The sequence below is a fragment of the Agarivorans sp. QJM3NY_33 genome (genome assembly GCF_050870865.2).
Lineage (GTDB): Bacteria > Pseudomonadota > Gammaproteobacteria > Enterobacterales > Celerinatantimonadaceae > Agarivorans.
Window position 1 is genome coordinate 3,792,398 of sequence record NZ_CP194039.2, and the last position, 16,031, is coordinate 3,808,428.

At 45.7% G+C, this 16,031-nt stretch carries 12 protein-coding genes; 6 read left to right on the forward strand and 6 right to left on the reverse strand.

What is annotated here, in order from left to right:
• Positions 1–293: 293 nt before the first annotated feature.
• On the reverse strand, positions 294–1,406 hold the full coding sequence (locus ACRRSY_RS17140) for an adenosylhomocysteinase (RefSeq protein WP_432459942.1): 1,113 nt from the start codon (positions 1,404–1,406) through the stop codon (positions 294–296).
• Positions 1,407–1,681: 275 nt separating this feature from the next.
• Between ACRRSY_RS17140 and ACRRSY_RS17145 the strand changes: the two genes are divergently transcribed.
• The 3 genes from ACRRSY_RS17145 (at position 1,682) to ACRRSY_RS17155 (ending at position 3,665) form a co-directional block, all read left to right on the forward strand.
• Complete coding sequence (locus tag ACRRSY_RS17145; RefSeq protein WP_432459943.1) at positions 1,682–2,023, forward strand: DUF3316 domain-containing protein; 342 nt, start codon at positions 1,682–1,684, stop codon at positions 2,021–2,023.
• A 114-nt stretch (positions 2,024–2,137) separates the two neighbouring features.
• The gene (locus tag ACRRSY_RS17150; protein WP_432452045.1) at positions 2,138–3,055 is read left to right on the forward strand and encodes a LysR family transcriptional regulator; all 918 of its coding nucleotides are present in this window, start codon (positions 2,138–2,140) and stop codon (positions 3,053–3,055) included.
• Between the two features lie 250 nt (positions 3,056–3,305).
• A complete protein-coding gene (locus ACRRSY_RS17155) occupies positions 3,306–3,665 on the forward strand; it encodes a hypothetical protein (RefSeq protein ID WP_432452044.1) in 360 nt (119 codons plus the stop codon).
• 102 nt (positions 3,666–3,767) lie between these two features.
• On the opposite strand, the gene tyrA is transcribed toward ACRRSY_RS17155, so the two are convergent.
• Entirely contained in the window at positions 3,768–4,892 is a 1,125-nt protein-coding gene (gene tyrA, locus ACRRSY_RS17160; protein WP_432452043.1) for a bifunctional chorismate mutase/prephenate dehydrogenase, read from the reverse strand.
• A gap of 14 nt (positions 4,893–4,906) precedes the next feature.
• Entirely contained in the window at positions 4,907–5,980 is a 1,074-nt protein-coding gene (locus ACRRSY_RS17165; protein WP_432452042.1) for a 3-deoxy-7-phosphoheptulonate synthase, read from the reverse strand.
• Between the two features lie 293 nt (positions 5,981–6,273).
• Between ACRRSY_RS17165 and ACRRSY_RS17170 the strand changes: the two genes are divergently transcribed.
• A complete protein-coding gene (locus ACRRSY_RS17170) occupies positions 6,274–7,929 on the forward strand; it encodes a LytS/YhcK type 5TM receptor domain-containing protein (RefSeq protein WP_432452041.1) in 1,656 nt (551 codons plus the stop codon).
• A complete protein-coding gene (gene btsR, locus ACRRSY_RS17175) occupies positions 7,926–8,672 on the forward strand; it encodes a two-component system response regulator BtsR (RefSeq protein WP_432452040.1) in 747 nt (248 codons plus the stop codon). The genes ACRRSY_RS17170 and btsR overlap by 4 nt, the downstream gene beginning before the upstream one ends.
• Positions 8,673–8,781: 109 nt before the next feature.
• Here the strand turns inward: btsR and ACRRSY_RS17180 are convergent, their stop codons facing one another.
• Positions 8,782–9,378: a DJ-1/PfpI family protein gene (locus tag ACRRSY_RS17180; protein ID WP_432452039.1), complete on the reverse strand. Its 597-nt coding sequence runs from the start codon at positions 9,376–9,378 to the stop codon at positions 8,782–8,784.
• A gap of 465 nt (positions 9,379–9,843) precedes the next feature.
• Here ACRRSY_RS17180 and ACRRSY_RS17185 point away from each other — a divergent pair, with 465 nt between their 5' ends.
• Entirely contained in the window at positions 9,844–11,322 is a 1,479-nt protein-coding gene (locus tag ACRRSY_RS17185; protein ID WP_432463698.1) for a carbon starvation CstA family protein, read from the forward strand.
• Between the two features lie 244 nt (positions 11,323–11,566).
• Here ACRRSY_RS17185 and ACRRSY_RS17190 read toward each other — a convergent pair whose 3' ends face one another.
• Entirely contained in the window at positions 11,567–12,253 is a 687-nt protein-coding gene (locus tag ACRRSY_RS17190; RefSeq protein WP_432459948.1) for a TIGR01621 family pseudouridine synthase, read from the reverse strand.
• A gap of 68 nt (positions 12,254–12,321) precedes the next feature.
• Positions 12,322–16,029 (reverse strand): DUF748 domain-containing protein, encoded by a 3,708-nt coding sequence (locus tag ACRRSY_RS17195; RefSeq protein WP_432463699.1) that lies wholly within the window; start codon positions 16,027–16,029, stop codon positions 12,322–12,324.
• Positions 16,030–16,031: the final 2 nt, after the last annotated feature.

Consider the following 16,031-nt stretch of genomic DNA (forward strand, 5'->3'; position numbering starts at 1 on the left):
ATTTTAACCAATTATGCAGGGAATAAACATAGCTGAAATCAGGATCCACTTAAAAAAGTAGTTATTTAAGTGGAACTGGGAATAATGCGCCTTGTGAGCACGATAGCAATCAAAATTTATCCGCTGTTTACACCACAATCAAGGTTGGTTTGCACCGCAGTCTCTCTCGAGGGTGTTGCATACTTCATCAGGAAAAGCATAAAAAGGCGATGCTGAGCCCTTTCAAGCCAAGAGATCGAGTCAACGCTGACGGTTCATCAAAACTGCTCACACGACTGAAACTAAGATGAAACTCATGAGAGTGCCGACTTCCAAGCCTGTTCGGGCAAGAGATGTAAGCTCACGGGTAAATCCTTCCCTTGAAGTAACATGTATTTCAATCCTCCCGCCATAATCGCCAGCGTCACATCAAAGGCATTAATACTATCGCCAAACCCAGCGGTTAAATTAAACATCGCACCATTCGCTAGTACATACACCGATCTACCATCGATATGGTATTGGTGAATATGTGGCATCACTTCGCTGACGGGGTCATCACTTAACTCAGCCATTTTAATTTCACCACTGCCATGGCCCACATTCATAACAAAAGCACCGGATTTGAGTCGACTTAATTGCGAACGCCCAACCACCGCTTTAGCGCCAGTGGCCGTCACCAATACATCGGTACTGGCGAGTACATCGTCAAGCGCTGCGGTTGCCCAGCCATCGTAAGCCGCCATAAGCTGGCGTGCCGGATCTCGTTCGATCACTGTGACCTGACCGCCATAGGCCCGCGCCGCCGCCGCAACGCCCTGCCCGACCAAACCATAACCTAATAAGGTCACTCGTTTTTCATGCAGGGTTAAATGAGTACGCTCACAGAACGCTTGCCAGGCGGTGAGTCCCACCATATGACGATTATGTAAGCCCTCTTTGGCATCCAAATCATCCCAATTCAATACAGGGACCGACAAAGCTAAGGGCCTTAATTTGGCAACACCAGAGCCTGTGCCTTCCATCGCAGCCACCAGACCAGAAGCCTGCTGATGATGATAGAGGGCGGTCAGCTCGCCACCAAATTCACAGATATATTGTGGCTGCCAAGCCACAGCTTTGTCTAAGGAAGCCAACCACGCTTGCTGTGACATCCCCTTCCAAGCTTCGGCCTCTGCGCCTTTACTCACTAAGTAAGCAACCACTTCATCACGCACTGTATTCGGATCACAGGTGGTGATAAAGAGTTGGCAACCCGCATTTAGCAAACCTTCAAATACCGGGACCATCTTAATATCAAGGTGGGTGCAAATGGCGATTTTGACTGGTGGTAGGCTAGAAAATTCATTTAAAACCCGTTCCGTACGAGGCATCTGACCGCAAACCCAGTTGAGCTGCTGCAAAAACTTATCCGATAGTTGAGACATCTATATTCATCCGTTTCATTTAGGTATTGCCATTGTATGATTATCTATTTTTAGAACAAGGGCAGGCCAAAGTTTCATAGTAAGGCAACTGCAAGGTCGCAGACCAATTCAGCTAACTCAAACATGCTTCAATAGTCGCGCTCAATCTTGTTCGAATATTCCGAACAACTTGTCTTGTTTTTCCCGATATCATCTCCACAGCCTTAGTCTTACTATTTATACATGCCTGAACAAACAGTTTCAGGAATATAAATCAAACACTTAAGGATTAAATTATGAAAAAAATTATCGTACTATCAATGTTATTCGCCAGCTTTTTTACGCAAGCTTCAGTTAACAATATACAACACAGCAGTGCCACACTAGAAACTCAAAGCCTTTCCAGCAAAGCAGAAGCTTTTGACCAAGGTTGGCAACTGGTCGCACAACTCAACGACTTAAGCTCAAGAGATTTAAATCAAAAACTAAACTTGAGCCAACAACAATTCAACAGCAAAGTAGAGTTAGGCAAAAGCACCGTAAAAGTAGAAGAATTATCGACTCAACAGGGTACGGTCTCCTATAAAGCCATCGTGACCACTCCGGTTAGCTATCAACAATGGGGAAGCGATCGTTAAGCGAGCACATCATTACAGCTTATATTATGATGGCAGAATCAATCCCAGTAAGAGGATTGACTCTGCCATTTGCCATGCTTACGCAGAAAAGAACAAAAACTTAAAGGATCCGTCGTGAAAAAGCCCCTCTCATTAAGCAGCATTATGATGCTTGATCTTATCGAGCGCTATGGCAGTTTCTCTCTTGCAGCAGAGCAACTGAATCGTTCTGTATCCAGTTTAAGTTATCAAATTCAAAAACTAGAACAAGAACTCGACCTGATGATCTTTGATCGCTCTGGCCATAAAGCAAAGTTTACCGCGGCAGGACAACTCTTGTTAGAACGCGGCCGTCAGTTGTTATTAGCAGCGGATGATTTGGTGTTAGAAGCCAATGCCTTAAACAATGGTTGGGAATCGAAGTTAACCATTGCTTACGATGGCATTATTGGCTGTGAAGCATTGTTCCCATTAGTTGAGTCTCTCGCATCAATTGCCAATACCCAATTAATTCTACGTGAAGAAGTACTCGCAGGCTGTTGGGAAGCGCTTCGCTATGAGCATGCGGATATTCTTATTGCAACACCCTCGTTAAGCGCGCCCGTTGAAACGAAAGTCGCTCAGGTGGGTAAAATAGACATGGTGTGGGTTGCGGCTCCCCAACATCCGATTCACCAGGCCTTCGATCCTTTAACGCCTGAAACCCGCCAAAGCTTTCGCATCATTAGTGTGGCCGATAGTGCTAGAGAACTCCCACCACTGAACCACAACATTTTAGATGGCCAACAGTTTCTTAGCGTTTCAGACTTCCATAGTAAAGTGAAAGCCATTATCCGAGGCTTGGGGATCGGAACTCTGCCTTACTTTATGATAGAGCCCTATCTGCATTCTAAAGAGCTGGTCATGATTGGTCCGAATAAAACCATTGATGTGGTTATGGCTTGGAAAAGAGATCCCATGGGACAGGCCAAATCCTGGTGTATTAATCAACTTAAAAAGTCATTGAGTGCTCAACTAAAACACTGCGAAATAAATACTCATTTGGTTCAATAACCGTTAAGCAAACCATCATATGGAGATTGAATGCACATCCCAGGGTTGATTTTTCACGCGGCTATTGCTGAAACGAGTAACTCAAGATAAGTTAACTTGAACATGGCATAAACCGCATTGTTCACAATGCTTTTATCCCCAGTTCAAGTTCATACAGAGCTATCGCCATTTCCGACAGATAATTTTGCTGGAGTCAGTCACTTTGCTTAAACCACATGGTTCCATGACGTTCTCCGTTCATGGGAAAATTATGGAGATTGAAGGGACCGGACCCTGGAACCTCATTCTCTTGCAACAAGGCGCGATGAAAGCCAAACCGATACATCAGCAATTACTCGGTGCGCCTTGGGCGGTACTTGCGACCTTTCATGGCGATACTTTTTATACGGAAGAGGCAGCCAATGTGCTGATCGAATGGTTAAAAGATGATAAACAACGTGGCCGAATTGCCACCGCCTTCGTGCTTTCTGATATAGACATTTGTGATGTGGCAGTTTGGCATTTAAAAAAAACCTACCGAGAAGGCCATGAAACAGTGCAATTCTTCACTCGTAGAACAGATGCATTAAAATGGTTGGAGCAAAAAATTGCCAAACCGCAAACCGCTTAAGCCTGTCGCAATCGCAATCACAAGCAAATTCAGGTTGGGATAAAACCGAATAAAAAGCCAGTCATATAGACTGGCTTCGGATAAAACCTAGATAAATCGAACTTATAAACGGCGACTATCGTTGGCTTGTTGTAGCAGGCTGCGACTTTCTTGCAAGAATTCTTGAGAGTAATCACCAAACCATTGACTAACACGCTCAAAAGACGCGATGAAACCATCTCGATCTTTACGTTCAACCAAATCCACCAGCTGTCCCAGATGTTGATGATAACGTTTAATCATCGAGATACTCTGCTCTGAGGCCATAATAATATCGGCGTAAAGATCTGGTGATTGTGCAAACAAACGTCCCACCATCGCCAATTCTAAACGATAGATAGGCGAGCTTAAGTCCAGCAATAGCGGCAAATCGGCATTTTCTTCAGCCAAATGCTGACCATAGGCAAACGAGGTAAAGTGACGCAACGATTGGATCAAAGTCATCGCTTTATCATGACTTTCGGCAGCCACCGCATGTAAGCGAGCCCCCCAAATTTGCATCTGCTGCAACAACCATTGATAGCTGTCACTTCCACGACCATCGGCATAGACAACCACCTGTTTGGCCAAACTCGGCACATCCGGGCCAAACATTGGATGTAAACCCACCACCGGCCCTCGATGCACCGCGAGCATTTGATTTAAGGGTGCCGCCTTAATACTCGTGATATCCGCTAATACACAATCGGCAGGCAACTCACTTAACTGGGAAATCACTTGCTCAGTCAGATTAATTGGTACCGACACGAGCACTAGGCCAGCGTTGGCAAACAGCGCGGGCGCTTGCTCCCAATCATCTTTACCAATCACATCCACTTGATAACCCGATAAGCGAAACATCTGCACAAACAGGCTACCTAATTGACCTCGACCACCAATGACCACGATCCCGCCCAGCGCTGGTTTCACAGTTTTAAAACCGCTGTCCTTTTCGCTGGTATAAGATTCACGCATGACCCGGCGTAAAACATCTTCAATTAAGGCTGGAGGAACGCCTTTATTCGCCGCTTCTTCACGGCGCTTGGCCAACATTGCAGCCTCACGATCGGGGGCATAAATGGGTAAACCATGTTGGGTTTTAACTTCACCAACCTTATGCACCAATTGAATTCGTTGCTGCAGTAAATCAAGCAGTTGCTGATCAACCGCATCAATTTGGTCACGCAACAGATTTAGAGCTTGAACCATGTCGTTTCCGTCTTCTAAGATGCCAAACGCTTGGCTAAGCTATCGCCAAGTTCATTAAACATTTTTTCCAATAATGTGGCGGTAGAGTCCCAATCAATACAAGCATCGGTTACTGATACACCGTATTTTAAATCTGATTTAGGTGCTTCACTTGGCTGGTTACCTGCAGCCAAGTTGCTTTCTAACATTAAACCAATAATTGATTTGTTGCCTTCTTCAATTTGATTAATCACATTTTCTGCCACTAAAGGCTGTAGTTCGTGATTCTTACTCGAGTTTGCATGACTACAGTCCACCACTAAGCTCGGACTTAAACCCGCTTTAACCATCGCCTGTTCGGCTAAGGCAACGTTCACAGAATCATAATTTGGCTGTTTACCACCGCGTAAAATCACGTGTCCATCAGGGTTACCCTGGGTTTGCAACAAAGCCACTTGCCCCTGCTGGTTTATCCCCATAAAGCGATGTGAATGTGCCGCCGATTGCATCGCGTTAATCGCTGTTCCAAGATTGCCATCGGTGCCGTTTTTGAAGCCAACAGGCATCGATAAGCCACTCGCCATTTCACGGTGAGTTTGTGACTCCGTGGTACGCGCACCAATTGCAGCCCAAGAGAATAACTCAGATAAATACTGAGGACTAATAGGGTCTAAGGCTTCGGTTGCGACTGGTAAGCCTAACTCCGCTGTCCAGGTCAACAACTCACGGGCGTTATGTAAGCCAGTTTCCACGTCGAAAGTATTATCCATATGTGGGTCATTAATAAATCCTTTCCAGCCCACGGTGGTACGTGGTTTTTCAAAATACACCCGCATCACAATAAACAAACGATCCCGATACTGATCATGTAATTTTTTTAAGCGAGTCGCGTATTCTTTTGCTTGGTCTAGATCATGAATAGAACAAGGGCCAGTAATCACCAATAACCGAGGATCGCGGTGATGGCAGATCTCCGCAATGGTTTTACGTGATTCGAGCACAAACTTGAGCGCTTCTGGCGAGGCAGGGAGCTTTGTTCTAAGCTGTTCTGGGGTAATTAGGATTTGTTCTGACGAAATATTAATATCGTTGATCGGATCGTTTTGCATTTGCTCTTATACTCCGGTGGCGTTGCGTCCACACATTCCTTCCCCTTAAGGGGATTAATTATTATGAAAACCCATCACCATACCAGTGCTTACACCATTTGCAAGCAGACAAACATGACTCTGTTGCCACAAGCTTTCACCAAGAATGTGCTTAGTCCTATAGCTTGCTGCAAACAGTATGCTAATATCCTGTAATCTTAGAAAAAAAACATATATCCTTCCGCCAACAACCGAGGCGCTCATCATCAATGATAATCAGCGATTTTTCTCTCCTATTATCGTTAGCTCAACAAATGAGCGTCTTTTTAGTAATCGCCTACTTACTCAGTAAAACACCCGCATTTTTACCGCTTTCGAATCTGTCGCCACGCTTACCCAATGCCTTTACCATTTACTGTTTGTTTTCGGTTTTTTGCATCCTCGGCTCTTACTTCGGTTTAGGTATTGATGACGCAATTGCCAATACTCGAGCAGTTGGAGCCGTACTGGGCGGTTTATTTGGTGGGCCTATTTTAGGTTTACTGGTGGGCTTAACTGGCGGTATCCATCGTTATTCCATGGGTGGATTCACCGACCTAGCTTGCGCCGTATCAACAACCTTCGAAGGCCTGGTTGGCGGACTATTCCATCTATGGATCCGCCGTAGAAGTCACCACAACGAGCATATTTTTTCCCCCAGCATTGCTTTTATTGCCACATTTTTAGCCGAAACGATGCAAATGCTGCTGATCCTAGCCATTGCTAAGCCGTTTGATCAAGCACTAGACTTAGTTGAAAAAATTGCCATTCCAATGGTTTTAGCAAACTCCGTTGGCGCCGCGCTGTTTATGATGATGATCCGTGACCGTCGCCACCTATATGATAAATTTAGTAGTCATTCTTCGGCCAAGGCACTGATCATTGCACAACGCATGGTCGGGATATTCCATCACGGTTTTAAACAAGATGATGCGGTGCGTATTGCCAATATTATTCACGAAGAAACGGGCGTATCGGCGGTGGCAATAACTGATACTCAAAAAGTATTAGCTTTCATTGGCTTAGCCTCAGACCATCATCAAGCTGGGCGTCCAATTTCCTCTGAGCAAACTCATCGAGCCATTAGTGAAAATAGAGTGGTATTTGCCGATGGCGTAGAAGAGCCCTACCGCTGCAGTCGTCACGATAAATGTCCATTAGGTTCAGCCTTAGTGGTGCCAATCCGAGGGAGTGACAACGAGGTAATAGGTACCGTAAAACTGTATGAATCCAAACGGCGGCTATTCCTACATATCAACCGAACGCTGGGGGAAGGAATTGCGAAAGTGATTGCCGAACAACTACGTGATAGCCATGTGCAACAGCAACAACAGCTACTCACCGAAGCCGAACTCAAACTAGCACGCGCCCAAATTAATCCACACTTCTTGTTTAATGCATTAAATACCATCAGTGCGGTGGTGAAACGTGATGCTAGCGCCGCGCGCGAATTGATTGCCGATCTAGCGCTATTTTTACGGATCAACCTAAAGCGTAATTCTCAGACCAGTATTGTGAGTGTCGAACTTGAACATGTGAATGCTTACCTGCATATTGAACAGGTTCGCTTTGCCGACCGCTTAGTGGTGGAACAACACATCGCTGATGATTTTCTAAGACTAGAGCTGCCCACATTTACCCTGCAACCCTTAGTCGAGAATGCAATTAAACACGGTACGGCTCACCTCTTAGATAGAGGGAAAATCACCATCTACAGTCGAGTGAAGGCAGGCTTAAAACAATTGGTTATCGAAGATAATGCAGGCTTGTACCAAAAGCAGGAACAGGCCAGCAGTGATGGCTTAGGTATGCACATCGTGGATACCCGCTTACGTAACGCCTTTGGTAGCGCTTACGCTTTACAAGTAGAATGCCAACTGAATCAGTATACACGAGTCATTATTTCGCTGCCCCAGGAGCCAAGCTCATGAGAGCCCTTATTGTTGATGACGAGCCCTTGGCCCGTGAAGAGCTTGCCGAAATGCTGCAAGCTCATCCACAAATCGAACTGCTTGGCCAATTTGGCAATGCCATTGAATGCTTAAAAAATCTTAAAAAACTCAAACCGGAAGTGCTATTTTTGGACATTGAGATGCCTCAAATTAGTGGTCTTGAACTGGCCAACATGCTCGATAACGAGGAGCCGCCAGCAATTGTTTTTGTTACCGCCTACGATCAGTTTGCCGTTGATGCCTTCGAACAAAATGCGGTCGACTACCTGCTCAAGCCAATCGATAGCAAGCGCTTAGCAAAATCGATTGATCGCTTAACACAACGCTTCAATACACAGGGCAATGATACCCCGCCACTCGCTAAAGAACCTCACGCTTATCAAAAGCTGCTCAAAGATCAGGCGCTACGCCTGATCCCTTGTTATTTCAACCAGCGCGTCAAATTGATCCGTTTAGAAGATGTCGAGTACGCTTCCTGTGACTTAAGTGGTGTGCATGTCGCAACCGCTAAAGGCTTAAATCATACCCAACTCACGCTCAAAGTCCTGGAAGAAAAATCTCCGTTACTACGCTGCCATCGCCAGCACTTGGTGAACCTTGATGCAATTTCAGAACTTAGCTTGGAAGAACATGGTGGTGCCCTGTTAACCACCAAGAGCGGCAATCAACTACCAGTGAGCCGTCGCTATTTTAAAGCCATTAAAGAACACTTCGGCTTATAAGCAATGTAGCGGCAATTGAATTAAAATTGCGATGCACAACGCTAATCAGCGAGTTATTTGAACGTTCATACCCAACAACACATAGTTGAATGTGAGTTTTGTCGTCCGACTACAGATACGCACTAACCAGTGACATACAATGTTTCACGGTGCTTTCTTTTTCACCAACCGGAGCAACATAATGAATTGCGGATTCAGCTTGGGACAGCCCTGCCAGCTTACATAAAACCCATGTTGCGAGGTACTTCGATGATAAGCAACCACCAGCGGTAGCCAGATTGCCTTGTGCATAAAACGGCTGATCTAAAACAGCCACACCCGACTCAATAACCCAAGGCTTGGTCGTCAAATCGGTACACGCTGGGACTTTATCTAACAAACCGAGAACCGACATCAGCAATGTTCCCGAACACTGGCCAGCAATTAGCTGACTTTGTGGCTTAAGCTTTAACCTTGATAACAAACCGCTATCTTTCGCAATATCTCGAGTCAGCAGCCCACTACCAAATAACACTGCGTCTGCGGTATTTGCAAACTCTAAAGGCTGCTGAGAACATATACTGACACCATTCATCGACGTGACGGATTCACTAGGGCTGGTGATTTGTACGTTCCAACCAGATTCTTTCATCCGATTCAAAATTCCCGCGACAATGAATGAGTCTAATTCATTAAATCCATCAAAAGTGAGTACTGCAATATTCATATTTTCATTCCTATGTATATAACCCATGAGCAACCTGCCGAGGCAGAATTCCATTTTAATGGAAGTAAAATGTGCAGATGAGCTTAGATTAACCTAACTAAGTTCATATAGCGTAGCCGTATATTAATCAAGGGGAGTCTTTTATAGAAAAAACACAATTGATCATAAGCGATTGATAATTAGAATCTAATAACGAGCCAATGGCAAGGACATGAATGCGAGAGAATGACGACTTAAACCGCCATCCTAGCCCCATGATTTGATAGAAAACCGTATCGGATAAACCCACTTGAGTGCTCTCAAACGAAGTATCGCGACGACGTCCAAAGAATAACTATTGCCGCCACTCAGAGCTTCTCTCGACCACTCACTCTTATATATGACCACTCACTCAAAGCACGACGGCATCCATCTAATGACTTGCTTACACTAGGCGTAATTACAACTAAGTATTGAGAGGATGACATGCTTTGGTTTTTATTCTGCGTCGCAGCACTGCTCGGCGGTTACTTCATTTATGGCGCTTTCATCGAGAAGGTGTTCGGTGTTAAACAACAACGGAAAACCCCCGCTTATACCAAACAAGACGGCGTTGACTACGTGCCAATGTCGCAGAAGAAAGTGTATTTAATTCAACTGCTCAACATCGCTGGTGTCGGCCCAATCTTCGGTCCTATTATGGGCGCATTGTACGGCCCGGCAGCGATGCTGTGGATCGTCATTGGCTGTATCTTTGCTGGCGCAGTACATGACTATTTCTCAGGGATGTTATCGGTACGCAACGGTGGGGCTTCTGTCCCCGCGTTATCGGGTCGCTACCTCGGATCAACCGCTCGCCATTTCATGAATATCTTTGCCATTGTATTGCTGCTACTGGTGGGCGTAGTGTTTGTTTCCGCCCCCGCTGGCATGTTAACCAATCTGATTAACGACCAAGCGGACCTTAATCTCGGCCTTGGTACCATGGTTTCGTTAATTTTTATTTACTACATCGTTGCAACCATTGTTCCCATCGACAAAATCATCGGCCGCTTTTATCCCTTATTTGGCGCACTACTGATCTTTATGTCGGTTGGTCTGGTAACTGCCTTAGCGTTCTCCAGCGAACACACGCTGATGAGTGACTACAAAGTATCGCAAATGTTCAGTAACATGAACCCTAGAGATTTGCCGCTTTGGCCCGCACTATTTATTACCATCGCCTGTGGCGCAATTTCAGGTTTTCATGCCACTCAATCTCCGCTGATGGCGCGTTGTGTTGAAAATGAAACCAATGGCCGCTTTGTGTTTTATGGTGCCATGATTGGTGAAGGGGTGATTGCCTTGATTTGGTGTGCCATTGCTCTGTCTTTCTTCGACTCAGTTGACGCGCTACAAGCCGCAGTATCTAGCGGTGGTCCAGGTAAGGTGGTATATGATGCATCATTTGGCTTATTAGGCGTGTTTGGTGGGATCTTAGCCTTCCTTGGCGTGGTGATCTTGCCGATTACTTCTGGCGACACAGCATTCCGTTCCAGCCGTCTGATTCTGGCCGAATATTTCAACTTATCGCAAAAACCAATTAGAAATCGTCTGTTGATCGCCCTTCCGATTTTCGTGATTGGTGGCATTCTCACCCAAGTCGACTTCGGGATTATTTGGCGCTACTTCGGTTTCGCTAACCAAACCACCGCAGTGATGATGTTATGGACCGCCAGTGCTTACTTACTGCGCCATAACAAATTCCATTGGGTAAGCACTGTTCCCGCAATGTTTATGACCACCGTGGTTCTCACGTTCATCTTAAACTCAAGCACGCTAGGCTTTGGTTTACCGATGACCATCTCAACCATTGCTGGCTGTGTGACCACGCTGGTGATTACCGGTTTACTGATTGCTCGTATGAAAGGCATTGGTGACATCGACGAGGATGAGACCTCAATCGGCTCAGGAGAGAAAGCTTAAAGTTTAAGTATTAAAGCTAGGTGCAGAGCCACATGAAAGGCTCTGCACTTAGGCATCAACCATTCAACTACAGCAAGCAATGCTCACTCGTTTCCCTATCAAGCTTTGCCCATGCCGCGAACCAATAACGGTTTAGATAGGACCCCATCGATCAACGAAACAACATCGACCCAGCGAATCGCTGAGCCACAACCAGATTTAAAGTCTTCGCTTTTGATGAAAACTTAAGCTTGACGGATCACCGTCAATTCGCTCCAAGGCGTGGAAATGGAATATCCCAAGGTTTAGCCAACAGTCTAATTTGCTCTGCCATCGCCGTAGCAGCAAATTCACCATCGAGATTTTCTTCAGCAATAAAACTTTGTGGTTCACCATGCCACATAAAATGTAAAGCATAGGCGTGTAAATAACCTCGTGCTGCCGCCTCTCCAGCATAACGCTGATCGCCTAAGATTGGTGAACCTAAGCTTTTTAGAGCGACTCGCAATTGGTGAGTTCGTCCGGTGCGAGGTTTAAGCAAAAACAAACGCCGCTTAGCCTGCACCGCGTAACTAAAAAACTGAGTGATAGCGGGTTTATTGGTGGTTTTTGCCAGCTTCCAGCTGCCGTTACGCGCCTTCAGCATGTCGCCTTTAATCAGACCTTGTTTCTTTTTTGGCTTAGCACTGGCAATCGCTAAATAATATTTATCGACCTGACCTTGGCTAAACAATTCTTGAAACTCACTCGCAGCCTGCTTGGTTTTCGCTAACAATAACAGGCCCGATGTAAGTTTATCTAAACGATGCACTGGCCACAGCGGCATTGCAAACTGCAGCTTGGCAAGTTCAACCAAGCCCAGCGCACCATCTTCAGTATGAAAATTCAGTCCACAAGGTTTATTAAGCACTAAAAAATCGGGATGTTCGGCGACTAAAACTAGAGTCTGCATGACAGGCTTCCTTAACAACGGAGCGCTATTATCCGCCCCCCCTTAATTAACGCAAGCCCAAGACCCTGTTAATCCGCAATCACACTCAGCGTCACTATCATCGCTGAAGGCTGTTTATCTAAGGTTTGGCGCTGTACAAAGGCGCGCTCATTGGGCAACTGATATTGTTTGGTTAAGGCATCCTTCACGGTGATAGCTCGATGTTCGGCCAAAGTTTCTAACTGCGCTTCGCTCACCGTCATCTTTTGCACCAGATACTGATACCAAAGGCTATGTAACTGTTGATTGAGATGTTCAGGGCTTAACTGTTGCTGTTCTTTTAAACTCTGACTCAAGGTTTGTCGATCGAGCTCTCGACGACTTTCTTCTATATTTTGCTGAGCCAAATTCACTAATGCGCTGCGCAAGCGCGTATCCTCTAATACCGAGCTTAAATTAACTTGCTCGATAGGCAGCGTTAAACCCGATGCTTCGATCAACAAAGATGCAAGTTGCTGACGTTTTAAGGCTGGCACATCTTGTGCTTTTTCAACCGTTCCTGTTAACGCAATTTTTAGGTGCGGTCGTTTATTTAAACCTTTCACTAATTGCGCTAATTGCTGAGTTTGGCTCTCACTTAATTGGCTACTACCAGCCGCAAAGCTAAAATGATTTAAGGTTTCGTCAGAGCCAACTAAAGAGCCGATGATGGCAAAGGGTGACGTGACAATTTTAGTCAGCGCGCCCCCCAAGGCTTTAAACACTAAACCAGCAACATTAAACTCAGGATCATTCACATCGCCACTAACTTTTAATCCGAGATCGATCACCCCTTGATCATCTTCCAGTAAAGCAATAGCCAAAGAAACCGGCAATGAAGTGGCCTTCTCACTGTCAGTGCGCTTACCTAACTGTAACTGTTCGATATAAATCTGATTATTGCCCTGTAGCCGATTCTTCTCCATCTGATAAGCGAGAGATAAAGACAATTGCCCACGCTCAATCACATAGCCAGCATAAGTCCCGGAGTAAGCACTTAGGCGGGTTAATTCTAGATGTTTAAAATCGAGCTCCGCATCAAAAGTTGGCTCGGTAGCTAACGGGGCGACTTTACCCACAAAATTTACCGGTGCATAACCATCAACCTGCCCGCTCAACGCCACTTCGGCAGCCATACCAGGCGCTTGGCTTAACTGACCAATATGACCAGAAACCTGTTCGATATCGGCTGAAAAATTAGGCTTTAATGAGCGGTCAGTGAAATTGACCAAACCGTCGCTAAATTCGGTTTTTTCGATACTCACCCGCCAATCGTCTGGTTCTTCGGAAACACTCGATTCCGTTGACCTATGACGAGCCACTTTAGCAGGCTCCGCCGCTTCAATCGGCTTAATAAGGCCATTCAGGTTGGTCGAAAAATCTTCATCGATATCCACCAGGAAATACGGCTTGATAAAACTCAGTTCACCCAAGGCCAAGCGCCGCTCGGCGCTATTAAACTCGAGGTGACTCAGCTTCAATTGATTCCATTTTAACAGCTCAGATTGAGTCCGCGCATCTTGTAACTGCAAGTCATCTACACCAAGCTCACCTTGCATCGCCAACGCAAAAGCCTGTTGCCAGTTTAAACTTAACTGTAAATGTGAACTTAGCTTGGCCGAAATAAGTTCCAATTCGGAGTATTGCGCGATATAGGGTTGGTAATGATTTAGCGCGAGTGCATCAAGCGTGACGTCAAGTTGAGCCTGTTGCTCAGCTAATTGTACCAGCCCTTGCAGCTGCACTTTCCCACCTTGTTGTGCACTCAGCGCTGCCGAAACATTCACCGGCTGTGCCAAACTCGAATCCAGAGGGCCTACATTAAGACTTTTGATCTGCCAGTGATGGCTCAATGCTTGCCCCGAAAAAACTTCGCTCAAAGCCAACAGGGAGTTCTGCGCATGAACCTGTTTAATCCGTACTTGCCAGTCAGGTTGAGAGCCATCATCGCTGGCCTTATCCCTTAAAATCGCAGCAGGCTCTAAATGAGGAGAGCTCTGCGATGATGTCTGAGTCACCAGCAACTGCTCAAGCACATCGAAATGGCCGTCTTGATCGACATTCATCGACAAATTAAGACCTTCGCTATTGACCCTGTCAATTTGAACTTGGCGTGTGGCAAGGTCGACCCCTATATCTTCGACCTGCAATGTTGGCCAAATGATCCAAGCTTTAGCGCCATCATGCGGCGAATTTAACACCCTCAACTCAGAGAGCTCCAACCGACCTTGCTGAGAGGTAAAACTCATGAAGTCATTCAGATCAATGGATAACCGGCTACTAAAAGCCAGCTTGCCCTTGGCCGAAGGTAAGTGAAGCCAAGGGGAATACCACTTTTGCAGCTCTGCTATCGACAAATTAGCGATGCTCAGTTGGCCATTTAGTTTCTGTTTAGGCCCCTGAAACTGTAGTTCGGCTCGAATTGGACTCTCACCATAAAGTTGGGCCGCCAAACGCACATCTGTGGTTTGATTCATTGCACTGGAAAAAGCACCGAGCTGTAATTGCTGTAACAACAGTAAATGATTTTTACTTTCGGCCTGCCACTGTTCATCAATATTCAAGGCAAACTGCTGCAACGACACACTGGAAAAGCTCACTTCCCAAGGCTTAACAGCTGCCTCTGGCGCATTACTGATAGACCTCGCTGGCTCGACCTCAGCCGCCCCGCTCATTTCCGCCAATAACCTATCGAAATGAAACCACGACAACCAGTCTAAATGCGCTTGTTGATCAAGCATCCCCTTAAACATGCCATCACTAATTTGGATGTCACCGAGGCCAAGCTGCCGTTGACGCAGATCGAGCGCGATACCTTTTAATTTAAGCTGCGCTAAATGACTACGGGTTTGCTGCAGCGCCTGTAAACTCAGCGTATCAATAAGCAACTGGCCCTGCTCCGTAGTCAATTGAAAATCATCTTGGTAATCAATTAAATACTGAGTGCTAAGTTGTAAATTGCCCTGAGTGATGCGCAAATCAGTATAAGGACGAGCAAAGGCGAACGCATTGGCTAACTGAAAGTTCTCTAAACTCACATCACCAGAGATTTGCGAAGCGGGTAAGTCCACATAACCGTTCCACGTTAAGCGCCCCTTATCTCCAATCTGAGCATTCACTTGGTAAGCATTAACGCCCGCACCGGTTTTTTGGCTATAGAAATTCTGTAAGGATAAAGAAACTTCCGAAATATCGAAATCTACTGCTTGCTCAGGTAAATAGTCACTGATCCGCAAACTCGCATCACGTAACAAAAATTTCCCGAATCCAAACCTTGGTAAACTGCGACCAGAGATATCCGTTGGTTCTATTTCGGGTTCAGCGGCTGTCGCAAACAAGCTATCAATATTCAAACGACCATCTTGCAAGCGACTCAAATGAACAAACAAGCCATCGAGCTCAACTTTGTCAAACTGCCAGCGCCAATAAAATAGGGAACTCAGACTGAAATCAATATACAGTCGTTCAAAACCAAGCAGGGGTTGAGATGGCTGAACCGCCAATTCGGCCAAAGAGAATTGGCGTAAAGTTAATGCAAGCTTTAAAGGATGATAACTCAGTGCTTGCACTGAGACCGGATGGCCACTACTGCGACTGAGTTGGCTCTCAATTTGCTGTTTCAATAGCCATGGCAAGAAAGTAAGAGACAACAACAAATACGATATAAAAGTGAGCGCTAAATAGCTGGTTATCTTTTGCCAAGGCCGTAAGGTCTGCCAACGTTTTTTTAGTAGTTTTATCCATCCAACTAAACTCATAG